The following is a 25,458-nucleotide window of genomic DNA, read 5'->3' on the forward strand; positions in this document are numbered from 1 at the left end:
TTTTGAAGAGGTGGACCGTGTCAAAAGATCAACAGCGCACTGAACAACAGTATTTAAATGAGACGTTAGGACGAATCAATGCTTCGCTGGCGACAACAAAAGCGGAGATTCAAAAATCAAAAGGGTCGTTAGACGATGCCGCTTCTGGCTGGGATGATGTTCGGGTTAAGACCAGTACGTATTCTGGGATTGTTGAAACAGCGATGTCCGTTCGCCAGCAGCAGCAGGCAATCGCTGAACGAGAAGCCGCTAAAAGCAGGGCTGAAGTCCGCTATGGCACTTTGACTAAGCAGGTTGAAAAGCCCTACTTTGCTCGGATTGATTTTACTGATATGGCCGAAGGTGGTCATCCGGAAGAATCAATTTATATTGGTCTGGCTTCTTACTCGGATGAAGCGGGTAAGTTTTGGATTTACGACTGGCGGACCCCGGTGGCTTCTATCTACTATGATGGCGGTTTGGGTCAGGTCAAGTATTTGACACCTGCTGGTCCTCAACAAGCAGACGTTTCTTTGAAGCGGCAGTTTGAAATTGAAGAAGGTCAAATTGTGACCCTCTTTGATACGGAAGAGGCGATTGGGGATGCGATGCTCTTAAACGCCTTATCAGGCGAGTCATCAACCAAGATGAAGTCGATTGTCACGACGATTCAAAAGGAACAAAACAAGATTATCCGTAACACTGATGCGGACTTGCTCTTCGTCCAAGGAGCTGCAGGTTCTGGTAAGACAGCTGCGATTATGCAGCGTGTTGCTTACCTCTTGTACCGGTACCGGGGCAAATTAACTTCTGGTCAGGTCGTGATGTTTTCGCCAAACCAGCTCTTTAACGATTACGTCGACCAAGTTTTGCCAGAATTGGGTGAACAAAACTTGGTTCAACTAACGTTCTTCCAATATGCCTCTCGCCGTTTGCCACGTTTTGCCGTTCAAACTTTGGCAGAGCGATTTGAAAACCCAAGTAAGTACGAAAAGATTAACCGGATGTTGGGGTCTTTGGAGATGTTTGAGGCAACTCAGGACTACGCGAAGAGCTTAAACCAAAAAGGCTTGGCGGTCCGGAGTTTGAATTTCCAAGGGGAACCTTTAATTGCCAAGGAAAAAATCTTAGACGTCTATTACCAATATAATAGTAACTACAAGCTGTCTCAGCGGCTGGAAGCCACTCAAGAAGCCTTGCTCCGGTCATTGCGGTCACAAGTTGGCGTGCAAATGAAGAAGGACTGGGTTGAATTTGCCATTGAAAACTTGTCAAAGGAAGAATATGACGAGATGATTGGTGCTGGTTCGACCCGGTTGGGCGATGACCAAGAAGGGGATGCTGGGGCTGCCACCCGCCGTCACCAGCTTGGTGAGGGGCCAAAGGAGCGTGAATTCCGGTCTGATAAGCAAGAACGTAACTTCTTAGCTAAGAAGATTGTGACGAACGCCTTGCGCCCCTTGGCCAAGAAGGTTCGCCGGTCTGGTTTCTTAAATATCAACACCCAGTTCGTTGAAATGTTAAAGGCCTTGCCAGACTACCTTGAAATGGAAAAGTTTGGTGTTTCTGACGCTGACTGGCAAACATACGTGGCAGAAGTGGTCACTAACCTGAAGGACCGTAAGATGTCTTTGACGGTGACAACCATTTACCTTTACTTATATGACCTTATTACTGGTAAGCATGGACAACGTGATATCCGTTACCTCTTTATTGATGAAATTCAAGACTACACGCCTTTCCAATTGGCCTTCTTGAAGTTCTCTTTCCCAAATGCTAAATTCACGGTCTTGGGTGATTTGAACCAGGCCATCTTTACCCAGGACTGGGCCAACACGCTGGAAGAAGACTTTGCCTCACTCTTTGACGAAGACAAAGTTGAATTTGTTGAATTGAAGCAAACTTACCGGTCAACTGAACAAATTACCAACTTCTCTAAGGAGATTTTGCAAGACGGGAAGGCAATTGAAGCCTTTAACCGTGATGGGGAAAAGCCGGTGGCCAAGTTGGCGAAAAATGATGAGGCTGCTTTGCAGGCTTTGAAGGACCAGCTGGCCCAAAACGCTACGGGTGGTGAAAAGACGGCCATTATTACGCAGACCTTGCAGGCTGCTAAGGATTTGTCAGCGGCATTGAATGATGATAGTGTGACCTTGATTCACTCTGAAAACCAGAGGTTGGCACCTGGTGCGGTAATTATTCCGTCATACCTTGCCAAAGGGCTAGAATTTGATGCGGTCGTGATTTGGCAGGCTGATGCAGACCACTACCAAGAAGATGAAGACCGACGTCTGCTTTACACGGTTTCATCGCGGGCAATGCACCGCTTGACCTTGGTTGGGGTTGGGCAATCTTCACCGTTGGTCACACCAATTGATGCAAACTTATATGAACAGGAGCGACTATAATGGAAGCACTTGTACAAGAAATTTTAAAAAAGGCCCAAAGCGGGTCTTTTTTAACGGTTGGAATGACTGGGTCAGTGGCAGTTGGTAAGTCGACCCTGGCTGAAAGTTTAGCCGGCGAGTTAGTGAAGGCGGGTTTGGAGGCAACCGTTGTTTCAACGGATGACTTTTTGAAGTCGAATGCCGAATTAGACGCTAGTGGTCTCTTTGATGAGAAGGGCTTTCCGCATACTTACCGGTTGAAAGACCTGGCAGCCTTTATCCAAGCCTTTAAGGATGGTGCCAACAGTCAAAGAATAGCTAAGTACTCACAAACTTTGGCTGATTTGGCAGAGGGCCAGCAAGAAATTAAGCGGCCAGATGTCTTAATCATTGAAGGGGTAGTGGCCTTGCAACTACCAAGTGACCTCTTGGATGAAACGGTTTTTATTGAGGCAAAGTTAGCGGATATCAAAGATTGGTACTTGGAACGGAACTTTTTGGCCACGGTCAAAGCCAGCACAGACGAAAAATCCTGGCGGTACCAGTACCAAGATTATTCGATTAAGGACTTTTACCAAACGGCTTTAGCAGTCTGGGACAAGACCAACCAAAAAAACTACGATGACTATATTGTTAAAACAAAGGATAAGGCCGAGTGGGTCTTGTCTTTGGACTTTTACCACCAGGTTCAGGCGGTGACATTTCAGGGGCGTCAACAAAATAAATAAGATACAAATTTGACAGGGTGTTGGTTAAGCGTTAAGATTAATCTTCGTATTAACTTACTTTGTCTGTTTTTAGAAAGATTTTAAAAATTATTGGAGGAAAAATGGTCGATTCAAGTTCAAAATCTACCACCAAAAAGGTCAATCCGATTGTGATGATGGCCTTGTTGATGGTTGGATCCTTTATGATTATTATCATGCAGACCTCATTGGGAACTGCACTGCCATCATTGATGACAGCCTTTAATGTTGATTCAGCCCAAGTCCAATGGTTGACAACCACTTATTTGATGGTCAACGGAATTATGGTGCCGGTTTCGGCATACTTAACGACACGGATTCCAACGAAGTACTTGTACCTGTCAGCTTTGACGGTTTACTTCATTGGAACCTTAATTGCTTACGTCACACCAACTAACGCCTTTTGGATGTTGATGGTGGCCCGGGCTTTCCAAGCAATGGCTGCTGGAATTGTGATGCCATTGATGCAAGTGGTTGCCTTGACTTTGTTTAGTTCTGAAGCCCGTGGCCGGGCGCTTGGAATGGTTGGTTTGGTTGTCGGAATGGCACCAGCCGTTGGTCCAACCTTGTCTGGATGGATCTTAGATTCTAAGCACACTGTCTTTGGTATCACCATGGGTGGTGACTGGCGGTCAATCTTTGGACTGGTTTTGCCAATTACTGCCATTGTCTTGTTGCTTTCCATCTTCTATTTCAAGAATGTTTTGGAAACCAAGAAGGAAACTTTGAATGTCCGGTCATTGATCGAATCAACCGCAGGGTTTGGTTTGGTATTGTTTGGATCTGCCGAAGTTTCAAACTATGGTTGGTCAAACTTTACCTGGGTAATCGCACCAATGATTATTGGTGTCTTGATTATCGGAGAATTTGTCCGCCATCAATTACACATGGACAAGCCATTCTTGGACGTTTCTGTCTTTAAGAACAAGCAGTTTGCCTTGACATCCGTTTTGGTTTCACTTACTTTCGTGGCCATGATTGGCGTTGAAATGGTCTTGCCAATTTACATGCAACAAGTTCGCGGTTTGTCAGCCTTCCACTCTGGTTTGACTTTGCTACCAGGTGCTTTGATGATTGGGGTTTTGTCACCAATTGCAGGGTACTTCTACGATAAGATTGGTGCTAAGCGCCTGGCAATTTTTGGTTTTGCAACCATCTTGCTTGGAACAGTGCCATTCCACTACTTGACTGAAACGACACCAACTTTGTACATCACGATTTTGTACACGGTTCGAATGATGGGTGTTGGTTTGACGATGATGCCTTTGACGTCATCTGCCATGGGTGCTTTGCGTCGAGACCAAACTGCTCAAGGTACGGCAGTCAATAATACGGCCCGGCAAATCGCCGCTGCCCTTGGAACTGCTATTTTGTCTTCTGTGATGCAGACGCAAATTAACAACAATATGCCAAGTTCAGCCTTGAAGGGCCAAGACCCAATTGCTTATGGCGCTAAGGCTTTGAACGCTAGTTTGGATGGTTTCCACGCTTCCTTCTTGTTGGCATCTGGCTTTGCCTTGGCTGCCTTAGTGTTGGCATTCTTTATGCACAACGGTAAGGTCGAACCAAAGGAAGATAAGGAGGGCTAAGAAAAATGATTATCTTTATTCTATTTATCTTCATGATTTTGGCCTTCGTTTCGTTGATGATGGTCGAAAAAACTCTTTATCGGATTTTGGGCTTTGTGGTTTCATTTGCCATTGTTGTTTTGTCAGTGACTTTGATTATCGCTAACATGCATGACCACTTTGGTATGAAGGTTAAGACTTACACCACGAAGGAACAGATTTACTCTGCTCAAGGGGAAAACGTCTACGGGGTTTTGTCTTACCAGGCAGTTGGAACCTCTGGTAAGGAACGCGTTTACGTCTACCGGTCATCTGACAAGGCAACCACCCCAACGGTGGCTAAGCCTGACTTGAAGACTTCAACCAAGATGCAAAACATCTCTGGCGACAAAGCTTACAAGGTAACAACTTCTAAGCGCTATGTTTATAAGAACAGCTTTGATAAGTTTATGTTTGGTATTGCCGACAATAATAAGGAATTGAAGTCACGCGTTGTGACTTACCAAGTTCCTGAAACTTGGATTGCCCTTTCACCAGCAGATGCTGCTAAGTTGAAGGCGGTCTTGGCAACGATGGTTGACCAAGCGGATTACGTTTCTTGGATTCAACAGGTTCGCTCACAAGCACAGACTGATCCAGATGGTGCTGCTAAGTCGACGGTTGAATATTACCAGAACTTATTAGCCAATAACTAAGCTGAAAAATGCTTAAGAAAAGAGACCGTTGGGTCTCTTTTTGTTTAATTTAGAGTTGTTATAATTAAATTTAGTGAAAGTTATTGCTAAGTAATACTTTATATGTTAAAGTAACAGTGTAATTAAGTGTTTGATTTTGATTTGTTTTTTTCGAAAGGCGTCATACCATAATTCTTATTTACGAACTTTATTATGTTGGGATGACCCCAAGGAGAAACGAATCATGGAAAAAGGCACTGTCAAGTGGTTTAACAGCGAAAAGGGCTACGGATTCATTACGCGCGAATCAGGGGAAGATGTATTTGCACACTTCTCAGCAATCCAAGGTGATGGATTCAAGACTTTGGAAGACGGCCAAGCCGTAACTTTCGATGTTGAAAACTCAGACCGCGGTTTGCAAGCTGTTAACATCGTTAAGGACTAAGGTTTTCTTAGTTCAAAAAGTCCGGATTTTATCCGGACTTTTTTTGTTGGAGTGAATTCCAAAAGAGAATGTTGTATAATAATTGAGAATTGAAATGCATTAAAAGGAGTACGCCACATGGCAAAATTAGTTTTGATCCGTCACGGACAAAGTGAATGGAACGCATTGAACCTTTTCAACGGTTGGATTGACACCAAGTTGTCTGACAAGGGGATTGAACAAGCAAAGCAAGCTGGTGCTTTGTTGAAGGAAGAGGGATTGGTTTTTGACCAAGCCTATACTTCTGTTTTGACTCGTGCCATCACGACTTTGCACTATGCTTTGGAAGAAGCTGGTCAATTGTACGTCCCAGAAGAAAAGTCATGGCGCTTGAACGAACGTCACTACGGTGCTTTGCAAGGTCAAAACAAAGCCGAAGCTGCCGAAAAGTGGGGCGATGACCAAGTGCACATCTGGCGTCGTTCATATGACGTTTTGCCTCCATTGCTTGAAAACTTTGAAGAAACTGTTGATGTCCAGGGTAAGACTTACCCTGCCTTTGACGCTCGTTACGCTGATGTTCCTTACGGTGAATTGCCATTGGGTGAAAACTTGAAGGTTACCTTGGAACGCGTTTTGCCTTTCTTTGATGCTAAAATCAAGAAGGACTTGGAAGCTGGCAAGGATGTTGTGATTGCTGCCCACGGTAACTCACTTCGTGCCTTGGTTAAGCACTTGGAAAACATTTCAGATGACGACATTTTGAATGTTGAAATCGCAAACGGCCAACCAATCGTTTATGATTTGGGGGCTGATTTGTCAATCAAATCAAAGAAGACCTTGGGTGCCTAAGGTTAAAAATTGCCTGTTGGGGAAAGACTTTTCTCAGCAGGCTTTTTATTGGGCAAAAATAAAAATGAAAGTACCAAATTAATTATGACGACAGAAAATAACAAAGAAACACGGGCAGTTTATGGCCTGCATGAACGACCACCATTTGTGACGATGGTCGGCTTATCCCTCCAACACCTCTTTTCAATGTTTGGAGCGACTATCTTAGTGCCGCTCTTGGTTGGCTTGAACCCTGGCGTTGCGCTTTTTTCATCAGGGGTAGGGACTTTAGTCCACTTGTTGACTACCAAGGGGAAAGTCCCAGCTTACATGGGTTCTTCCTTTGCCTTTATTATCCCGATGACTTCTTTGCTAAAAACCTTCGGCTATCCCGCCGTTGGTCAAGGCGTGGTCGCGGTTGGGGTGGTTTACTTAGTCATCGCGCTCATTGTTGCCAAAGTCGGCTCGGCTTGGATTGATAAAATCTTTCCACCCGAAGTTGTTGGCCCGGTTATCTTGGTAATTGGGTTATCATTAGCAGCCTCAGCTGCTACTTCTGCAACTGAAGTTAACGGTCATTATGACTTGAAAGTCTTTATGGTCGCTGGCGGTACTTTGTTGGTGACAATCTTAGCCAACATGTACCTGGGCGGATTCTTAGGACTGATCCCGGTTTTGATTGGAATTGTTTTTGGTTATTTGCTAGCTCTATCGCTTGGGATGGTCGACCTTAGTGCGGTTGGCTCAGCCCACTGGTTTGCCTTACCAAAGTTTGATTTCTTGTTTAATTCTGGTACCGGATCTTACCACTGGACCTTTTACCCCATTGCAATTTTGACGATGGCCCCCTTAGTTTTGGTAACCTTGTCAGAACACTTGGGTCACCTATTAGTTCTGTCAAAGATTATCGGTCAGGACTTCTTTGAAAATCCCGGCTTAAATAAGACTTTGGCAGGAGACGGGGCAGCTTCGGTTGTTGCAGGTTTGATTGGTGGGCCAGCCGTGACTTCTTACGGTGAAAACATTGGGGTGATGCAGCTTTCTAAGGTTTATTCTGTTTGGGTCATTGGTGGTGCAGCAGTTTTGGCCGTCATCTTCTCATTTGTTGGAAAACTCTCGGCATTAATTGGCACCGTGCCGGGTGCTGTTACCGGCGGCGTTGGCATGATGCTTTATGGCGTGATTGCTGCCGCCGGTTTACAAGTGATTGTTGATAACAAGGTCGACTATGGCCAGAAGCGCAACTTAATGATTGCTGGACCGGTGATGGTAGTCGGAATTGGTGGCTATCATTTGATGGTCGGTTCACAAGTTGACTTTTCTGGTGTGGCTTTGGCGACGGTTTTGGGAATTTTGTTGAATTTAATCTTGCCTAAAAAAGCAAAAACTGATGAATAAAACCCTTTCAAATTAGCGTTTGCCGACACATTCTAGTTTGTGTTGTTTATTTTCACGATTTTTTAAGCACAAGAAAATTTGTTGCGAAAATTAAACAAAATTGCCTTGTTTTTACTCGAATTGGCGAGTATTATTGGGGGTATATTTTGAGGAGTGCGCCCAACGCCTTGCATCAAAATAAGTTCTACAGAAAGGAGAAAACTGATGGATGAAGCGACATCAACCTTTTCTTTCTTGGGTCTAACGTTCACATGGACAACTGTGATTTCGACCCTACTAGCGATGTCAATTGTCGTTTTAGTGGCGGTCTTGTTGACTCGGAAAGTCGCTATCCGTCCTAGTAAAGGACAGAATGCTATTGAATATGTCTTAGACTTTGTTCGTGGTATTCTTGGAGACCAGTTGCCGGCTAACTTAGCCCGACAATTTGGCTTGTACGCCTTTACCCTTTTCATGTTTTTGATTGTTGCCAATGAAATGGGTCTTTTGCTACAAGTTAAAATGGGCGACGGCGTAACCTACGTCAAGTCACCAACTGCGGATCCAATTATTGCCTTTACCTTGGCAATCATGTCGTTGATGCTTGCCCACGGGACTGGTGTCAAAGCACTTGGTCTTGGCGGCTACTTGAAGAACATGTTCTTCAAACCATATGTCGCAATGTTCCCATTGAATATTGTTGAGCAGTTCACCAACTTCTTGACTTTGGCCTTGCGGCTCTTTGGTAACATTTTTGCCGGTGAATTAATGTTGAACTTACTTGCCAGCCTAGCATACGGAACTCATTTGAATGGGTTCTGGATTATCCTAGCTTTCCCACTGGAAATTGCTTGGCAAGGATTCTCACTGTTGATCGGTGGCATTCAGGCCTACGTCTTTGTCATGTTAACGGCCGTCTTTACGGCTCAGTTATCTGGTAACGAGTAGGATTCATGCCTGAAATTAGCTTTCGGGCAAAACACGCGGGAGCGGAAACATCCAAACCTAGAGAAAAACGCGAAGCGTTTTAGCATTAAAGGAGAAATATAATGGATTTACACAACTTAGGCGTAATCGGAGCAGGGATTGCCTTTGCGGGATCAGCCATTGGTGGTGGTATCGGAGTCGGTGTCATGTATTCACAATTCTTGGCTGGAATGTCTCGTCAACCTGAATTGGCAAACAAGTTGTTGTCACGTGCCTTCTTGGGATTGGCCTTGGCCGAAGCCACACCAATTATCGTTTTGGGTATGGCCTTTACACTTATCAACAAATAAAGATCCCAGAGGGAGGAATAGATGATGGTTCCAACACTATCAATGACAAAGGCCATGCCTTTAGGTGATATGGTCTTCATTATTGTCGCTTTCCTTACTCTAATGGTTATCTTAAAGTACGTTGCTTATGGACCTTTAACAAAGGCCTTGGACGCACGTGCAGATAAAATCAACAATGACTTAGACAGTGCGCAAAAGGCAAACGAGGACGCAACCGCCTTGGCCAAGCAGCGCGAACAAGAGTTGGCAGATGGCAAAGACCAAGCTACTCAAGTAATTTCAGCCGCAAAGAAGACCGCAAAGGACCAATCAGATGCACTCCTGAAGTCTGCAAATGATGAAGTCGCCGGTTTGAAAAAGACAGCTGAAGCTGATGCTAAGCAAATGAAGTCAGAAGCTTTGTCTTCTGCTAAAAAGGATGTGGCAGACTTGTCTGTTACCATCGCTTCAAAGTTGATGCAAAAAGAATTATCTGCTGATGACCAGCGGGCCTTAATTGATGCCTATTTGGCAGAATTAGACCAGCAGTAAGGGGGGCGTATGGCGAAGCAAGAAGAAAAAGTTGTTAACCAATACGCCCAAGCAATCTTGGCTTATGCAAACGAGAACAACGCAGTTGCTGCAATTAGTTCTGACCTGCAAGCCATCCGTTCGGTGGTTATTGCCGAACCTGAATTAACCGCTTTGATCGATGCACAGACAATCTCTGCAGAAGACCAAGACGGGTTAGTAAAGGCGCTGACAAAGGGCGCTGAACAAGCAGTGGTGAACTTGGTAAAAGTTCTCATGATGCACCACCACTTTAGCTATTTAAAGACAGTGGTTGACCGATTTTTTGACCTTTACCAGCAAAGTCAGGGCATTGAAGCCGTGACGATTACGACAGCAGTCGCAGTTGATGATGATCAAAAAGACCGGCTGGCAAATGCTTTTCAAAGTAAAAGCGGTGCCAAAAAAGTTGAACCAACCTATGCCGTTGATGAAAACTTGATTGGTGGCGTGGTGATGCAATCCAAGTCATTGTTAATCGATGGCTCATTGCAAAATAAGATTGCCAAAATGAGGGCAGAGTTACTAGGTTAGTGAGGAAAAGAAATGGCTATTCAAGCTGAAGAAATTTCTGCTTTAATTAAGCAGCAGCTCGAAAAGTTCGACACAAAGCTGACTGTAGAAGAAATCGGTACGATTACCTATATTGGTGATGGTGTCGCACGGGCAACTGGCTTGGCAAACGCCTTGTCAGGTGAACTTGTTGAATTTAACAACGGCGAGTTCGGAATGGTCCAAAACTTGGAAGAAAGCGAAGTCGGAATTATCGTTTTGGGTAGTTCTGATGGCATTCGCCAAGGTGATACAGTTAAGCGGACTGGACACATCATGGAAGTGCCAGTTGGTGAAGAACTTATCGGGCGTGTCGTCAACGGATTGGGTCAACCAATTGACGGATTAGGCGACTTGAAAACAACAAAGACTCGACCAGTCGAAGTGAAGGCGCCAGGGGTTATGGAACGTCAATCTGTTTCAGAACCTTTGCAAACTGGTATCAAGGCCATCGATGCCTTGGTTCCAATTGGTCGTGGTCAGCGTGAATTGATCATTGGTGATCGTAAGACTGGAAAGACTTCAATCGCCGTTGATACAATTTTGAACCAAAAAGACCAAGACATGATTGTTATCTATGTCGCTATTGGTCAAAAGGATTCAACTGTTCGTGAACAAGTTGAAACGTTGAAGAAGATGGGCGCAATGGATTACACCATTGTTGTTAACGCCGGACCTTCTGAAGCCGCAGCGATGTTGTACTTGGCACCATATGCTGGTGCTGCCATGGGTGAAGAATTCATGTACAACGGTAAGCATGTTTTGATTGTCTTTGATGATTTGTCAAAGCAAGCAACGGCATACCGTGAGCTGTCCTTGATTCTCCGTCGTCCGCCTGGACGTGAAGCCTACCCTGGTGATGTCTTCTACTTGCACTCACGTTTGCTAGAACGTGCAGCCAAGTTGTCAGACGAACTGGGTGCTGGGTCAATGACTGCTTTGCCAATTATCGAAACGCAAGCGGGCGATGTTTCTGCTTATATCCCAACCAACGTTATCTCAATTACCGACGGTCAGATCTTCTTGGATTCTGACTCATTCTATGCGGGTGTTCGCCCAGCCATTGATGCCGGTACTTCAGTTTCTCGTGTTGGTGGTGATGCTCAGATTAAGGCAATGAAGAAGGTTTCTGGAACTTTGCGTTTGGACTTAGCTTCATACCGTGAATTGGAATCCTTCGCGCAATTCGGTTCAGATTTGGATGCGGCAACGCAAGCTAAGTTGAACCGTGGTAAGCGAACTGTTGAAATCTTGAAGCAACCTTTGCACGCACCAATGTCAGTTCAACACCAAGTCTTTGTTTTGTATGCATTGACTCATGGTTACTTGGACGATGTTGCTATCGAAGACTTGCAACGTTTCCAAGATGAAATGATTTCATACTTGGATGCCAGCCAAAAGGCTTTGTTGGACGAAATCGTTTCAACCAAGCAATTGCCTGATACAGACAAGATGGATGCTGCCGTAAAGAGCTTTAAGGATAGCTTTGCTGGCTCAGTTGCCGACCAATAAAAGGAGGCAAAATGGCTTCTTTACAGGATATTAAACGGCGAATTGCTTCAACAAAGAGTACCCGTCAGATTACCTCAGCGATGCAGTTGGTTTCAACTGCCAAGTTGAATAAAATCCAAAATTCAGCTACTGGTTACAAGGAATACGCCCAACGCTTAAAGGCGGTTGTGGCGCACTTGGTTGAAGCTCACGTCCTAGACAACGTGGACTCAACTCACTTGCCAATGGTTGCCAAGCGGCCGGTTAAAAAGACTGGAATTTTGGTGGTAACTTCTGACCGCGGCTTGGTTGGATCATATAATGCCAATATCATCAAGAAAACCAATTCTTTGATGGAAGAGCATGGCCTAAACAAAGATAATGCCGTTATCCTTGCAATTGGTGGAAATGGTGCTGATTTTTATAAGAAGCGCGGTTTCACGATTGCCTTGGAACACCGCGGCGTTTCCGATGTCCCAACCTTCAATGAAATCCGTCAACTATTAAAGACGGTCATTTCATTGTATGAGGCTGAAGCTTTTGACGCGTTGCACATGGTTTATAACCACTTTGTCAACCGCTTGGAAGCAAGCCAAGAAAACGTTCAATTGTTGCCACTTACTAAGGAAAGCCTTAGTGATGGTAACGATGATAGCCAAGCTGACAGTGACTTTACTGTCCAATCTGCTTATGATTCTGAACCAGATTCAACTGCTGTTTTGAACGTAGTCTTGCCACAATACATTCAGTCCCTTGTTTTTGAAGCAGTGTTGGATGCCAAAACGGCAGAACACGCCGCTTCATCAACGGCGATGTCATCGGCGACCGACTCTGCCTCCGATTTGATTTCTGGTCTCGATTTGCAATACAACCGAGCACGTCAGGCACAAATCACGACAGAAATCACCGAAATTACTGGTGGTTTGGTCGCTTTGGAATAAGCATATAAGCAGCACAGCCACTTTAATGTGGGTGCTTTAAACTGAAAGGAAACAACGATGACTACTGGAAAAGTCGTACAAGTGATCGGTCCAGTTGTTGATGTTGCCTTTGAAGAAGGGCAAGTTGTTCCTGAAATCAACAACGCCTTGTTGGTTGATTTAGGAGATAACAAGACATTAACGGTTGAAGTTTCTTTGGCTTTGGGTAACGGAGTTGTCCGGACCATTGCCATGGATGGAACCGATGGATTGCAACGCGGCATGGCCGTTAGCGATACCGGTAAGCCCATTGAAGTTCCCGTTGGGGAAGCTACTTTGGGCCGGGTCTTCAACGTTTTGGGTCAACCAGTGGATAATGCGGGTGATATCGATGCCTCAGAGCCTCGCCACCCAATCCACCGCGCTGCACCAGAATTTGATGACCTTGCAACGTCAACGGAAATTTTGGAAACAGGAATTAAGGTTATTGACCTCCTTGCTCCATATATCCGTGGTGGAAAAATTGGATTGTTCGGTGGTGCCGGTGTTGGTAAGACCGTCTTGATTCAAGAATTGATCCACAACATTGCACAAGGACACAATGGTATTTCTGTCTTTACTGGAGTTGGGGAACGTACCCGTGAAGGTAACGACATGTACCACGAAATGAAGGAATCTGGCGTTTTGAAGCAAACTGCCATGGTTTATGGTCAAATGAACGAACCTCCTGGTGCACGTATGCGTGTTGCCTTGACTGGTTTGACAATGGCCGAATCATTCCGTGATAACGAAGGTAAAGACGTTTTGCTCTTTATCGATAACATTTACCGATTTACTCAAGCTGGTTCTGAAGTTTCTGCCCTTTTGGGTCGTATTCCTTCAGCCGTTGGTTACCAACCAACTTTGGCTTCTGAAATGGGACGTTTGCAAGAACGAATCACTTCTACTAAGAAGGGTGCCGTTACTTCAATTCAAGCCGTTTACGTGCCTGCCGATGATTACACCGACCCCGCACCTGCAACGACTTTCGCCCACTTGGATGCCACAACCAACTTGGAACGTTCATTGACTCAGCAGGGTATTTACCCAGCCGTTGACCCATTGGCATCAACTTCTTCTGCCTTGGACCCACAAGTTGTTGGCCAAGACCACTACGAAGTTGCTACTGAAGTACAACGGACTTTGCAACGTTACCGTGAATTGCAAGATATCATTGCGATCTTGGGTATGGACGAATTGTCTGATGAAGAACGTGTTACGGTTAACCGTGCTCGTCGGATTCAGTTCTTCTTGTCACAACCATTCTCAGTTGCGGAAACCTTTACTGGTGTAAAGGGTGAATATGTTCCTGTTTCAGAAACTGTTCGCTCATTTAAGGAAATTTTGGATGGTAAGTATGATACTTTGCCTGAAGATGCCTTCCGTAACGTCGGTGCTATCGAACAAGTGGTTGATAAGGCCAAGACGATGGCCCAATAAGGGGGGTAATCCATGGCTGATGAAGTAAACAGTCCAAAGGGTATTACGGTTAAAATCGTAACGCCTGAAGGTCAAGTCTATGACCAAGACCAAGTTGAAATTGCCGTGATTAATACTCAGGGTGGTCAGCTTGGAATCATGGCTGGTCACGAACCAATTTTGGCTGCCATGGCCATTGACGAATTACTCGTTAAAAAAGACGGGAATGAAAAGTCCCTTGCCGTTAACGGTGGGGTTGCTGAATTTTCACAGAATATGTTGACAGTAATTGCCGACTCTGCTGAAACTTCAGATAATATTGATATTGATCGTGCACAAAGTGCTAAGGAACGCGCCCAATCTCGGTTGGACGAAGCCCAAAGTAACCATAACGAACGTGACATGAAGTTAGCCCAGGTCGCCTTGATGCGAGCTGTTAACCGAATCCACGTCGCTGCCGCACGTTCTGGCCGTTAGGCTAGTAAAGGAGTTCGAGTAATCGAACTCCTTTTTTATTGGTTAAATCGTCTTTCTTATCCTTTTTTTAACCTTTATTAAATCATTATTGCGTTATTATAAAGGTATTAGCAGTCTTGGGCATTTTTGTTACAAATGCATCTAAGGCTGGCAATAGAAAGGAGTAATACGATGAACATGAAAAAACAGCTTCTAGTAGCTGCCGGCTTAGCTGGATCAGTCGTTGCTGGTCAACATGTTGCTAACGCGGACCAAGTGCAAAAGCACACGGTTGCGGCTGGTGAAACTTTGTCAGCTTTAGCGCGTCAGTACAACACAACCGTTGCTCAACTCGCTAAGGATAATTCTATCCAAAACGTGGACCAAATTTATAAGGGTCAAGAGCTGGTCATCACGGTTGCGTCAACTAGCACAACAACTAGTACCACTAGTTCAGCAAGCACGCAGTCAACTAGTACTGCCGCAAGTGGAACATATACTGTCAAGAGTGGGGATACCCTCTGGGCATTAGCACAGAAGTACGGGGTGAGCGTTTCATCCTTGGTAAGCCAAAACAGTATCTCAAATGCTGACCAAATTTCAGTTGGCCAAGTACTGACGATTTCTGGTAGCCAAGCTAGCTCAACTTCTGCTTCAACATCAACTAGCCAGTCGACTTCAACGTCAACTTCTACTAGTGAATCAACCTCTACCTCTACCTCAACGTCAACTTCGACATCAACTAGTCAAAGCCAGTCAACCTCTACTTCAACTAGTCAATCAACTAGCCAAGCAAGTTCGACCGCTACATCAACCGCTGCCACTACCACAACTAGTGCAACGACTACGACGACTTCAACTAGTGACTCTGATGCCGAACAACAGGCTTTGCAAGAGTTGATTATGATAGAATCTAGTGGAAACGTGAATGCCCGTAATGGGATTTACTATGGGCTTGGTCAATTATCACCAGACCTCCGTGCCCGTTATGGCGGTAACACAGCTGATTACCAAGACCAGTTGAACGCCATGAAGGCTTACATTGCTGCCCGTTATGGTACAGCGGTTAACGCCTTGAAGTTCCACTTAGCCAATGGATGGTATTAATTTTTTAAATTAATGCTTGACGGTAGCGTCTAGCCTTGCTACAATATAATAGTTGTTTGGACGAGAGTTCTTGCAACAACTGACCATGGCTCGTTGGTCAAGTGGCTAAGACGCTGCCCTTTCACGGCGGAATCGAGAGTTCGATTCTCTCACGAGCTACTAAAAAAGTCGCAACTTCGGTTGCGGCTTTTTTGTTGGTTTTATTTAATTAAATAAACAATGTTAGTGTTCAAGCAGTTGGTTCTTAGGTGGGTTGAATTCCCGCATTGCTTCTGCCAAATGAACTAGGTGGACGATCAGCTTGTGGTTTGGCGCTTCCAGGCCGTTTTTTTCAGCCAAGTCGGCAAAGTAACCGTTGATGTAATCAACCTCCGTTGGACGGCCCTTAACAAAGTCCTGGTACATAGAAGGAAAGTGAAGGGGGTTAGAAACCCGGGAGGCGTAGTCTAATTGCTCTAACATCTCTTGTTCGCTTTCGATTGGTTCAATTCCGGCCGCTCGAGCAGCAGCGTACGCTTCATAAACTAATGGTTTGGCTAAACCATCAATAAAATGGTCGTATTGAATTAAATGACCCATCCGGGCTTGGAACATCGTGGCAATTGAGTTGGTAACTGAGTTAAAGGTTACCTTTGTCAACAAAGTCCCTAAAAAGTTATTTGAATACTCGGGATTCAAACCGGCTGCTTGGAAGTCTTCTTGAACACGGTCCATTACTTCTGAAGGCTTTTCAGTCAAGTTAGCGTAAACAGACCCGGTGGCACCGATAAAGTCAACATCACCGTAATCGTTCAAAATAGTGGCAATCATTGCAGTACCGCCAATAATGTGGTCGTCAGCAAAGTATTCTTGGATTTTTTCGATGTGGCCCATTCCGTTCATGGCTGCTAAAGCGGTTTGGTGGTCCTTGAATTTTGGTGCTAGACGTTTCAAAGTATCGGCGAGTTGCATTTGCTTCATAAAAAAGATCCAAACGTCAGGATCACCTTCGTATTCTTCTGGCGAAAAGGCTTTGACTGGAACTTCGGTTCGGTCTTGGTGGTCAACAGACCGAAAAACTTTGTCCCCTTGTTGATGAATCTTATCTAAGGAGGCCTGGGTTGGCTCGACAAAGTCAACGTCTAGGCCGGCTTCTTCTTGCAACAACAACCCGTACCGCAACCCCATCGCACCGGCACCAACAACTGTGTATTTCATAGACATCCTCCTAATATTATATAAAACTCATTGTTTTCTCATAATATACCAATAATATATCCGTAATGCAAGCAAGCCAAAGATTCGTTATAATAAAAGGGTCAAGAAAACGAAAGAATTGAGCAAATGGCAAAAGAAATTTATTTAACGGGCGACCGCCCGACTGGGAAATTACATATTGGTCACTACATTGGTTCTTTGAAAAACCGGGTAGCGATGCAAAACTCGGGGCAATATGACCCCTATATTATGATTGCGGACACTCAAGCCTTTACGGATAACGCCCGCGATCCTGAAAAAATTCAAAAGTCACTCCGGGAAGTGGCCTTGGATTATTTGGCAGTGGGCATTGACCCTAGCAAGTCAACAATCTTTGTCCAATCGCAGATTCCAGCATTAGCAGAATTGACGATGTACTTTATGAACTTGGTTTCATTGGGCCGGTTGGAACGCAATCCAACGGTCAAAACTGAAATCCGGCAAAAGGGTTTTGGCGAAAGTGTTCCCGCTGGGTTCTTGACCTACCCAGTTTCTCAAGCAGCTGATATTGTCTTGTTTAAAGCTAACAAGGTTCCAGCTGGTGATGACCAAAAGCCAATGATTGAACAGACCCGAGAATTGGTCCGGTCTTTCAATAATGCGTATGGCACAGACGTTTTCGTCGAACCAGAAGGGGTCTTCCCACCCAAGGGGCAGGGCCGGTTACCTGGAATTGATGGCAATGCGAAGATGTCAAAGTCATTAAATAATGGGATTTATTTGTCAGATGATGCGGACACATTAGCCAAAAAGGTTAAGTCGATGTATACTGACCCTACCCATGTGAAGGTTGAAGACCTCGGCCATGTTGAAGGCAACGTCGTCTTCACTTACTTGGATATCTTTGATCCTGACCAGGCTCGTGTCCAAGAATTAAAGGACCACTACCAAGCTGGTGGCCTCGGGGATATGAAGTTGAAAAAGCACTTGTTAGAAGTGATGGAAGCTGAATTGGCCCCAATCCGTGAACGGCGGCTAGAGTATGCCAAGGATATGGACCAGGTAATGGCCATGTTAAAACAAGGGTCAGATAAGGCCAACCAGTTAGCAGAGCAGACGATGCAAGAAGTTCGGGCTGCAATGGGGATTAACTACTTCGGTTAAGACTTTGACCGCTAGCTATCGATTAAAATTTTGTTGCAGTTTACGCCCCTAGGGTGGGAAGGAAGTTTTTTTGTTAGTTTCACCGCTTATCAAAAGACCATTTCGAGTTAAATTAGCTTTTTTGGCCTTCATTATTTTATCTGTTATGTTGCGGCTGCATAGTTCCTTCTTGGAATTGCTCGACACGATTATTGCGATTATCGGTCAAGAAATTGCTCAGCACTTTACTTTTTTGGCGGGCCCAGCCTACTTTTTCGGCAGTCTCTGGGTTGTCTGGATTTTTGTAGTTATTTGGGGAGTGTTTATCCGGTCACTGGATTATAAGATTGCCTTATGGTGGATCCTATCCGTCATGACTATTCTCTTTTTGTTCTCCTTGCTATGGTCTTTGGTCGTCTTTTTGACCTGGGACCAGGGACCATCAATTACCCAGACCATGCCAGATTTATCGTTGACGATGTGGGCTCTTCTATTAATGCAAATTCAAAACATTTTGATTACCCGTTTACACATTGCTCACTGGCTCAAAATTGTGATTGCTGGATTTTTTGTTTTGTTCTGGCTAATCATTGCGACCAACAAGGTGGTTGGTACGGACCTATCATCCATGACTGTTTTGGGTGCCTTCTTAGTAGCCTACTGGTTCCACCGGGTCTTTTCGCGGATGTATTTGAAACAGGCCAAAAACTGGCAGCGAATCTTTTCCGTTGACGGTAAAATTTAACTGTGCTAAAATGATTGCAACAAACAAAGAGGTTGCGACCAAGATGACTAACTCAACTGAGCTTGCCAAAAGCGCTGAAATTGAGTGAAAGGTGCGGTCGCCGAAAGAAGAAAGGTGGCACTTTCTTCTTGGGTTAACAGGAAAGACCTGTTAGACTGTCGTTTTTAACGGTGCGCTTTGCAATCATTAATTACTAACGAGATACCACCTGCTTTTGTTTTGTGACAAAAGCAGGTTTTTTATTGTTTGAAATTTATACTAGGAGTCATACACATGGCTGAAGAAAATAAGATTCAACACCAATTGAAGACCCGGCACGTTTCGATGATCGCCTTGGGGGGGTCAATTGGAACGGGGCTATTTTTAGCCTCTGGGGCCTCTGTTTCAGAGGGTGGCCCAATGGGGGCAATTACCGCCTACATCGCCATTGGAATCATGGTTTACTTTTTGATGACCTCGCTCGGAGAGATGGCGACCTACATGCCGACTTCTGGGTCGTTTTCAGAATACGGGAACCGCTTTGTTGAACCGGCTTTGGGCTTTGCCCTTGGCTGGAACTACTGGTTTAACTGGGCAATTACAGTAGCTGCTGAGGCGGCTGCTGTTGGTTTGGTTGCTCAATTTTGGCTACCGAACGTGCCGGCTTGGATTTTTTCCGGTACGACCTTACTATTAATTTTCTTAATTAACACCTTCTCCGTCAGCACTTATGGTGAAACTGAATTTTGGATGTCGATGATTAAAGTGGTGACGATTATCTTTTTCTTGGTAATCGGTTTCGCGACGATTTTTGGAATTATCCACTCTGATATTAATGTCGGCAAGAACTTGTCAGTCGGGCACCATGGTTTTGTTAGTGGCTGGTCAGGAATTTTGGCAGTCTTTGTAGTGGCAGGTTTCTCTTTCCAAGGTACAGAGTTGGTTGGGGTTACCGCCGGGGAAGCGAAGGACCCTGAAAAATCAGTGCCAAAGGCAATTAACTCAGTCTTTTGGCGAATTTTGCTCTTTTATATTGGCGCAATTTTTGTGATTTCAGCCTTGGTTTACTATAAGGATCCAAACTTGTTGAGTGCTGCTAATAACAATGATGTGACGGTTTCACCGTTTACGATTGTCTTTAAGAATGCTGGGATTGCCTTTGCAGCATCCTTGATGAACGCCGTTATTTTGACTTCGATTTTATCAGCGGCTAATTCCGGTACCTATGCCGCGACACGAACTTTGTATGCCATGGCCGAGAAGGGCCAAGCTCCTAAGTTTGTTGGTAAGTTGACTAAGCACGGTGTACCAATGGGGGCTTTGATTGTAACAATTATTGTTGGGATGATGGCCTTCTTATCTGACATTAAGGGTGGGAACGAAGCTTATACTTGGTTGGTTTCTGCTTCTGGTTTGTCTGGCTTTATTGCCTGGGTAGGTATTGCGATTTCGCACCTACGGTTCCGCCGGGCTTACGTCCGACAACGTCGGGATGTCAATGACCTGCCTTACAAGGCGCGCTGGTTCCCATTTGGCCCAATACTAGCCTTGGCCCTGTCTACGCTAGTTATCATCTTGCAAGACCCAACCGCTTTTGTCGACTTTGACTGGGAAAAAATCGGGATTACTTACCTGTCGGTTCCGTTGTTCTTGATTTTGTACTTTGGCTTTAAGTTCATTAAGAAGTCAAAGGTCATCCCGCTAGAAGAGGTCGATTTAGACGCCTAAATTTTTAACAAATAAAAGACAGCTACCTTGGTAGCTGTCTTTTTTAGTGGTTGGCGATTTCAATGAGTGAATGTGAAAAGTAATAAATAAAGCGTTCGGCAAAAACATCGGGTGTTTCTGGCTGGCCCTTACCCAGCCAAACACCGAGAACGGCAAAAATTTGGTTGACGGTTAGCATTGATAGTGTTTTGGCTGAAATGTTTGGCTGCTGGGTTGACCGGTCAGAAAAGTAAGGCAGGAGTATGTCTGTATAACGTTTTGTTAAGTAGGGCTGCCATTCTGCTCCAGATAAGTTGGAATAGAAGATAGAGAGGTAATCCCTCTTTTGATATAGGTAGGGGATGATATCGGCGGCAAAAAAATGTAATAGGTCTTCAAAGTTATGAACTGACTGACCATCAATATAAGTCCTGATTTTAGCAAATGGAATTTGGTCAACATAGTAGAAAAGGGAATGAGTTAATTCCCGAACGTTTTGAAAGTGGTGTTGGAAGAGGGCCTGGCGAGAAATGCCGAGTTGCTTAGCGACTTTGGCTAAAGAAATGTCTTGGAACTTATCGGCTTTTTTAGCAACTTCTAAGTATGCGTCAAAAATTTGCTCAGTTGTGATTGCGCTGGCCATTGGTTCCCCCATGTGAATATTTTATCTTTCTTAACCATTATAGCATGGCCGGTCGCTCAAATAAAAAGTAATTAATGGGCAGGACCCGTTAACGTTTGTAAACCAAAAAGCCTTGTGGTTTAGGGCTTTTAACCGCTAGAATAGAGGCTGTTGTGCGTTTATTTCTCCATTGATAAGCTGGTGATGATGAGAGACATTACCATTGGGTTGAAATTGAATTTTGATGTTCTATTTATCGTTAGACGAAGAGATAAGAAAAATGTGACTAAGTTGTGTTTGGCCTGCTGGCTTACGAACTTAAGTTCCTTAATTTTTCTTTAAAATTAATTCGTTTGTGGTTGAAAAAATAACGGTCAACACAAAACATTTTTCGGCAGGGGCGGGACCTATTTTTTTAGGACTGGCCCTTGTTTTTTTTACTAAGAACCGTATAATAGTAAGCAGTAACACTGTAAATAAATATGGCGTTTTGTGATCTATTGTCCACAAACGCCCTTATAGTAGCAATGTCCGCTGAGGTCGCTCCTTGGTGAGACTTGCTTTTTTTGTGCTCTAACGAGGCAAAAAAGGGCGTTTTTGGTGAATTGTAATCAAAATGTAATGTTTTATTTGCCGACAGTGAATAACAGATGAGGTGATAGTGTGGCAGGACATTTAGTAAATTATGGTAAATACCGTACCCGCCGGTCATATGCCAGCATCAAAGAAGTGCTGGACATTCCTGACCTGATTGAGGTGCAGTTGGCTTCCTACCAATGGTTCCTAGATGAAGGGATCAAGGAGATGTTTAACGACATCATGCCAATTTCGGATTTCCAAGATAAGTTGTCATTGGAATACGTCGACTACCAGTTGATGGAACCCAAGTACAACATTGATGAAGCTCGTGAACACGATGCAAACTACTCAGCACCATTGCATGTCACTTTGCGTTTGACCAACCACGAAACTGGTGAAATCAAGTCGCAAGATGTCTTTTTTGGTGACTTCCCATTGATGACCAAGCAGGGAACTTTCATTATTAACGGGGCGGAACGTGTTATCGTTTCCCAGTTAGTTCGCTCACCTGGTATCTATTACAACCAAGAAGCTGACAAGAACGGTCGTCCACACTTTGGTACGACTGTTATCCCTAACCGGGGTGCTTGGTTGGAATACGAAACGGACGCTAAGGGAATTGCCAACGTTCGTATCGACCGTACTCGTAAAATTTTGATGACGGAATTGGTCCGAGCCCTTGGCTTTGGCTCTGATTCAGATATCATCGATATCTTCTCAGATTCATATGATGCTTTGAACATGACCTTGGAAAAGGATGTTCACAAGAACATGTCTGATTCCCGTGTTGAAGAATCACTGAAGGACATTTACGAACGTTTGCGTCCAGGTGAACCAAAGACCGCTGATTCATCACGGGCTTTGTTGGTTGCTCGTTTCTTCGATCCAAAGCGTTATGACTTGGCTCCTGTTGGTCGTTACAAGATCAATAAGAAGTTGTCTTTGAAGACTCGTTTGCTAAACCAAACTTTGGCTGAAACTTTGGCCGACCCAGATTCTGGTGAAATTATCGCCGAAAAGGGAACAGTAGTTGATAAGGCTGTCATGGCTAAGTTGGCACCGTTCTTGGATAACCCAGACTTTAAGACGGTTTCGTACTCACCATCTGGTGATGCTGTTTTGCAAGATGAAGTTGTTTTGCAAAAGATTAAGATTGAATCACCTGAAAATCCAGACAAGACTTTGCTTTTGATTGGTAATGGTCATTTGCCAGAAGACGAACACAACGTTCGCCCTGCTGATATCTTGGCTGGAATGAACTACTTCTTGAACTTGCAAGAAGGCGTTGGCCAAGTTGATGATATTGATCACTTGGGTAACCGTCGAATCCGTTCCGTTGGTGAATTGTTGCAAAACCAGTTCCGGATTGGTTTGACTCGGATGGAACGAGTTGTCCGCGAACGGATGTCAATCCAAGACGCTGCAACCGTTACACCACAACAATTGATTAATATCCGTCCGGTTGTTGCTTCAATTAAAGAATTCTTTGGTTCTTCACAACTTTCACAGTTTATGGACCAGACCAACCCACTTGGCGAAATGAACCACAAGCGTCGTTTGTCAGCCTTGGGTCCTGGTGGTTTGACTCGTGACCGTGCCGGTGTTGAAGTGCGAGATGTTCACTACACCCACTATGGCCGAATTGACCCAATTGAAACACCCGAAGGTCCTAACATTGGTTTGATTAACTCTTTGGCCACTTATGGTCGGATTAACAAGTATGGCTTTATCGAAACACCATACCGTCGTGTTGATTGGGGAACTCACAAGGTTACCGAAAAGATTGACTACTTGACGGCCGATGAAGAAGATAACTACATTGTTGCCCAAGCCAACACGGAATTGGAAGACGATGGATCATTTGTGCACGAAACAGCCATGGCTCGCTTTGGTGAAGAAAACATCGAAACGCCAATCGAAAAGATTGACTACGTCGATGTTTCCCCTAAGCAAGTTGTTTCTGTTGGAACGTCAGTTATTCCGTTCTTGGAAAACGATGATTCCAACCGGGCCTTGATGGGTGCCAACATGCAGCGTCAGGCCGTTCCTTTGCTTGACCCACACGCACCAATTGTTGGTACTGGTGTTGAATATAAGGCTGCCCACGATTCTGGTGCCGCTATTATTTCAACTGCCGCTGGTGAAGTTGAATACGTTGATGCCCGCGAAATCCGCGTTCGTCGTGAAGACGGTCAACTTGACACTTATGAATTAATGAAGTTCCGCCGCTCAAACGGTGGTAAGAACTATAACCAAAAGCCAATCGTTAAGGCTGGTGAACAAATTGAAGAAGACCAAGTCTTAGCTGACGGTCCTTCAATGGAAAAGGGTGAATTGGCCTTGGGTCAAAACCCATTGATTGCCTTTATGACTTGGCAAGGTTATAACTTCGAAGATGCCATCGTCTTGAACGAACGTTTGGTCCGTGAAGATGTTTATACATCAATTCACATCGAAGAATACGATTCAGAGGCCCGTGATACAAAGCTTGGCCCTGAAGAAATTACCCGCGAAATTCCTAACACTGGTGAAGAACAGTTGAAGGACTTGGACGAAAACGGAATTATCCGTGTCGGTGCGGAAGTTAAGGATGGCGACATCCTGGTTGGTAAGGTGACGCCTAAGGGAGTTACTGATTTGTCAGCCGAAGAACGTTTGCTTCACGCAATCTTTGGTGAAAAGGCCCGCGAAGTTCGCGATACTTCATTGAAGGTTCCCCATGGTGGTGGTGGTGTCGTTCAATCTGTTCGGATTTACACACCAGAAAATGGTGATGAATTAGCACCAGGCGTTAACCAAATGGTCCGGGTCTACATCGCGCAAAAGCGTAAGATCCAAGTCGGTGATAAGATGGCCGGTCGTCACGGAAACAAGGGTACTGTTTCAGTTGTTGTTCCTGAAGAAGACATGCCATACATGCCAGACGGAACACCAATTGATATCTTGCTTTCACCAATGGGTGTGCCATCACGTATGAACATTGGTCAGGTTTTGGAACTCCACCTTGGCTTTGCCGCTAAGAAGTTGGGTATCCACGTGGCCTCTCCTGTCTTTGACGGTGCTTCGGATGATGAAATCGAAGATGCCTTGGCAGAAGCTGGTTTGCCATCTGATGGAAAGTCAGTTGTTTATGACGGACGGACTGGTGAAGCCTTTGATAAGCGTGTTGGTGTCGGTGTTATGCACTACATGAAGCTGGCCCACATGGTTGATGATAAGATTCACGCTCGTTCAATCGGTCCTTACTCTCTTGTTACGCAACAGCCTTTGGGTGGAAAAGCTCAGTTCGGTGGACAGCGTTTTGGAGAAATGGAAGTTTGGGCACTGGAAGCTTATGGTGCCGCTTATACTTTGCAAGAAATCTTGACTTACAAGTCAGATGATGTTGCTGGCCGTGTTAAGGTTTACGAATCAATTATTAAGGGAGAAGCTATCCCTAAGCCAGGTGTACCGGAATCATTCCGAGTTTTGGTGAAGGAATTGCAAGCACTTGGTCTTGATATGCGGGTCTTGGATAACTCTGGTGAAGCCGTGCAATTGAAGCAAATGGATGAAGACGACTCTGTCTTGCCAGTTGATGCTTTGCAAAAGCTTGCTCGGACAAACCCTGACTTGTTAAACCGCGATGATAAAGAAGTGAAGGAAGCCTTTGAAGAAGTTGAAGGCAAGGATCAAGCACAAGCAGCCACCTTTACTGATGAACAAGAATAA

22 protein-coding genes, 1 tRNA gene and 1 riboswitch are annotated in these 25,458 nt (G+C 44.7%); of the genes, 21 read left to right on the forward strand and 2 right to left on the reverse strand.

Features of this window, described 5'->3' with window-relative positions; genetic code table 11:
- The first annotated feature begins 17 nt into the window (after positions 1-17).
- The 17 genes from helD to AC5162_RS01165 all read left to right on the forward strand — a co-directional run bounded on the left by helD (position 18) and on the right by AC5162_RS01165 (position 15,955).
- Positions 18-2,387, forward strand: a complete 2,370-nt coding sequence (gene helD, locus AC5162_RS01085; protein WP_496533420.1) for an RNA polymerase recycling motor HelD — start codon at positions 18-20, stop codon at positions 2,385-2,387.
- Positions 2,387-3,094: a type I pantothenate kinase gene (locus AC5162_RS01090; RefSeq protein ID WP_496533421.1), complete on the forward strand. Its 708-nt coding sequence runs from the start codon at positions 2,387-2,389 to the stop codon at positions 3,092-3,094. The genes helD and AC5162_RS01090 overlap by 1 nt, the downstream gene beginning before the upstream one ends.
- Positions 3,095-3,195: 101 nt before the next feature.
- Positions 3,196-4,701 (forward strand): MDR family MFS transporter, encoded by a 1,506-nt coding sequence (locus tag AC5162_RS01095; protein WP_496533422.1) that lies wholly within the window; start codon positions 3,196-3,198, stop codon positions 4,699-4,701.
- Positions 4,702-4,706: 5 nt separating this feature from the next.
- The gene (locus tag AC5162_RS01100) at positions 4,707-5,375 is read left to right on the forward strand and encodes a DUF4811 domain-containing protein (RefSeq protein WP_496533423.1); all 669 of its coding nucleotides are present in this window, start codon (positions 4,707-4,709) and stop codon (positions 5,373-5,375) included.
- A gap of 223 nt (positions 5,376-5,598) precedes the next feature.
- A complete protein-coding gene (locus tag AC5162_RS01105) occupies positions 5,599-5,799 on the forward strand; it encodes a cold-shock protein (protein WP_059378954.1) in 201 nt (66 codons plus the stop codon).
- A gap of 117 nt (positions 5,800-5,916) precedes the next feature.
- Positions 5,917-6,630: a 2,3-diphosphoglycerate-dependent phosphoglycerate mutase gene (gene gpmA / locus AC5162_RS01110; RefSeq protein ID WP_496533424.1), complete on the forward strand. Its 714-nt coding sequence runs from the start codon at positions 5,917-5,919 to the stop codon at positions 6,628-6,630.
- Positions 6,631-6,714: 84 nt separating this feature from the next.
- Positions 6,715-8,007 carry a solute carrier family 23 protein gene (locus AC5162_RS01115; RefSeq protein ID WP_496533425.1) on the forward strand — a complete coding sequence of 431 codons (1,293 nt, stop codon included), beginning with the start codon at positions 6,715-6,717 and terminating at the stop codon, positions 8,005-8,007.
- A gap of 204 nt (positions 8,008-8,211) precedes the next feature.
- Positions 8,212-8,934: a F0F1 ATP synthase subunit A gene (gene atpB / locus AC5162_RS01120; protein WP_496533426.1), complete on the forward strand. Its 723-nt coding sequence runs from the start codon at positions 8,212-8,214 to the stop codon at positions 8,932-8,934.
- Between the two features lie 101 nt (positions 8,935-9,035).
- Positions 9,036-9,263 (forward strand): ATP synthase F0 subunit C, encoded by a 228-nt coding sequence (gene atpE / locus AC5162_RS01125; protein WP_496533427.1) that lies wholly within the window; start codon positions 9,036-9,038, stop codon positions 9,261-9,263.
- 24 nt (positions 9,264-9,287) lie between these two features.
- Complete coding sequence (atpF, locus tag AC5162_RS01130; RefSeq protein WP_496533603.1) at positions 9,288-9,794, forward strand: F0F1 ATP synthase subunit B; 507 nt, start codon at positions 9,288-9,290, stop codon at positions 9,792-9,794.
- 9 nt (positions 9,795-9,803) lie between these two features.
- Positions 9,804-10,346: an ATP synthase F1 subunit delta gene (atpH, locus tag AC5162_RS01135; protein WP_496533428.1), complete on the forward strand. Its 543-nt coding sequence runs from the start codon at positions 9,804-9,806 to the stop codon at positions 10,344-10,346.
- A 12-nt stretch (positions 10,347-10,358) separates the two neighbouring features.
- Positions 10,359-11,876: a F0F1 ATP synthase subunit alpha gene (gene atpA / locus AC5162_RS01140; RefSeq protein ID WP_496533429.1), complete on the forward strand. Its 1,518-nt coding sequence runs from the start codon at positions 10,359-10,361 to the stop codon at positions 11,874-11,876.
- 11 nt (positions 11,877-11,887) lie between these two features.
- Complete coding sequence (locus AC5162_RS01145) at positions 11,888-12,796, forward strand: F0F1 ATP synthase subunit gamma (RefSeq protein ID WP_496533430.1); 909 nt, start codon at positions 11,888-11,890, stop codon at positions 12,794-12,796.
- Between the two features lie 57 nt (positions 12,797-12,853).
- A complete protein-coding gene (atpD, locus tag AC5162_RS01150; protein WP_496533431.1) occupies positions 12,854-14,254 on the forward strand; it encodes a F0F1 ATP synthase subunit beta in 1,401 nt (466 codons plus the stop codon).
- A gap of 12 nt (positions 14,255-14,266) precedes the next feature.
- Positions 14,267-14,710, forward strand: coding sequence for a F0F1 ATP synthase subunit epsilon (locus tag AC5162_RS01155; RefSeq protein WP_496533432.1), 444 nt, complete (start codon positions 14,267-14,269; stop codon positions 14,708-14,710).
- 171 nt (positions 14,711-14,881) lie between these two features.
- Positions 14,882-15,796 (forward strand): LysM peptidoglycan-binding domain-containing protein, encoded by a 915-nt coding sequence (locus AC5162_RS01160; RefSeq protein WP_496533433.1) that lies wholly within the window; start codon positions 14,882-14,884, stop codon positions 15,794-15,796.
- An 87-nt stretch (positions 15,797-15,883) separates the two neighbouring features.
- Positions 15,884-15,955 (forward strand) — tRNA-Glu (locus tag AC5162_RS01165).
- Between the two features lie 63 nt (positions 15,956-16,018).
- Here AC5162_RS01165 and AC5162_RS01170 read toward each other — a convergent pair.
- A complete protein-coding gene (locus AC5162_RS01170) occupies positions 16,019-16,993 on the reverse strand; it encodes a ketopantoate reductase family protein (RefSeq protein WP_496533434.1) in 975 nt (324 codons plus the stop codon).
- 126 nt (positions 16,994-17,119) lie between these two features.
- On the opposite strand from AC5162_RS01170, the gene trpS reads away from it, so the two are divergent.
- The 3 genes from trpS (at position 17,120) to AC5162_RS01185 (ending at position 20,567) form a co-directional block, all read left to right on the forward strand.
- A complete protein-coding gene (gene trpS, locus AC5162_RS01175) occupies positions 17,120-18,136 on the forward strand; it encodes a tryptophan--tRNA ligase (RefSeq protein ID WP_496533435.1) in 1,017 nt (338 codons plus the stop codon).
- A gap of 70 nt (positions 18,137-18,206) precedes the next feature.
- Complete coding sequence (locus AC5162_RS01180) at positions 18,207-18,860, forward strand: hypothetical protein (RefSeq protein WP_496533436.1); 654 nt, start codon at positions 18,207-18,209, stop codon at positions 18,858-18,860.
- A gap of 18 nt (positions 18,861-18,878) precedes the next feature.
- A riboswitch (Lysine riboswitch) is annotated at positions 18,879-19,046 on the forward strand.
- Positions 19,047-19,133: 87 nt separating this feature from the next.
- Positions 19,134-20,567: an amino acid permease gene (locus AC5162_RS01185; RefSeq protein WP_496533437.1), complete on the forward strand. Its 1,434-nt coding sequence runs from the start codon at positions 19,134-19,136 to the stop codon at positions 20,565-20,567.
- Between the two features lie 43 nt (positions 20,568-20,610).
- Here AC5162_RS01185 and AC5162_RS01190 read toward each other — a convergent pair whose 3' ends face one another.
- Complete coding sequence (locus AC5162_RS01190; RefSeq protein ID WP_496533438.1) at positions 20,611-21,189, reverse strand: TetR/AcrR family transcriptional regulator; 579 nt, start codon at positions 21,187-21,189, stop codon at positions 20,611-20,613.
- Between the two features lie 642 nt (positions 21,190-21,831).
- Here AC5162_RS01190 and rpoB point away from each other — a divergent pair.
- Positions 21,832-25,458, forward strand: a complete 3,627-nt coding sequence (gene rpoB, locus AC5162_RS01195; RefSeq protein WP_496533439.1) for a DNA-directed RNA polymerase subunit beta — start codon at positions 21,832-21,834, stop codon at positions 25,456-25,458.

The organism is Fructobacillus sp. ChS1-6f1-1-27, assembly GCF_059579415.1.

Coding starts and splice junctions, on each gene's coding strand:
- AC5162_RS01090 (WP_496533421.1), top strand. CDS start 2,387: ATGGAAGCACTTGTACAAGAAATTTTAAAAAAGGCCCAAAGCGGGTCT.
- AC5162_RS01095 (WP_496533422.1), top strand. CDS start 3,196: ATGGTCGATTCAAGTTCAAAATCTACCACCAAAAAGGTCAATCCGATT.
- AC5162_RS01100 (WP_496533423.1), top strand. CDS start 4,707: ATGATTATCTTTATTCTATTTATCTTCATGATTTTGGCCTTCGTTTCG.
- AC5162_RS01105 (WP_059378954.1), top strand. CDS start 5,599: ATGGAAAAAGGCACTGTCAAGTGGTTTAACAGCGAAAAGGGCTACGGA.
- gpmA (WP_496533424.1), top strand. CDS start 5,917: ATGGCAAAATTAGTTTTGATCCGTCACGGACAAAGTGAATGGAACGCA.
- AC5162_RS01115 (WP_496533425.1), top strand. CDS start 6,715: ATGACGACAGAAAATAACAAAGAAACACGGGCAGTTTATGGCCTGCAT.
- atpB (WP_496533426.1), top strand. CDS start 8,212: ATGGATGAAGCGACATCAACCTTTTCTTTCTTGGGTCTAACGTTCACA.
- atpE (WP_496533427.1), top strand. CDS start 9,036: ATGGATTTACACAACTTAGGCGTAATCGGAGCAGGGATTGCCTTTGCG.
- atpF (WP_496533603.1), top strand. CDS start 9,288: ATGGTTCCAACACTATCAATGACAAAGGCCATGCCTTTAGGTGATATG.
- atpH (WP_496533428.1), top strand. CDS start 9,804: ATGGCGAAGCAAGAAGAAAAAGTTGTTAACCAATACGCCCAAGCAATC.
- atpA (WP_496533429.1), top strand. CDS start 10,359: ATGGCTATTCAAGCTGAAGAAATTTCTGCTTTAATTAAGCAGCAGCTC.
- AC5162_RS01145 (WP_496533430.1), top strand. CDS start 11,888: ATGGCTTCTTTACAGGATATTAAACGGCGAATTGCTTCAACAAAGAGT.
- atpD (WP_496533431.1), top strand. CDS start 12,854: ATGACTACTGGAAAAGTCGTACAAGTGATCGGTCCAGTTGTTGATGTT.
- AC5162_RS01155 (WP_496533432.1), top strand. CDS start 14,267: ATGGCTGATGAAGTAAACAGTCCAAAGGGTATTACGGTTAAAATCGTA.
- AC5162_RS01160 (WP_496533433.1), top strand. CDS start 14,882: ATGAACATGAAAAAACAGCTTCTAGTAGCTGCCGGCTTAGCTGGATCA.
- AC5162_RS01170 (WP_496533434.1), bottom strand. CDS start 16,993: ATGAAATACACAGTTGTTGGTGCCGGTGCGATGGGGTTGCGGTACGGG.
- trpS (WP_496533435.1), top strand. CDS start 17,120: ATGGCAAAAGAAATTTATTTAACGGGCGACCGCCCGACTGGGAAATTA.
- AC5162_RS01185 (WP_496533437.1), top strand. CDS start 19,134: ATGGCTGAAGAAAATAAGATTCAACACCAATTGAAGACCCGGCACGTT.
- AC5162_RS01190 (WP_496533438.1), bottom strand. CDS start 21,189: ATGGCCAGCGCAATCACAACTGAGCAAATTTTTGACGCATACTTAGAA.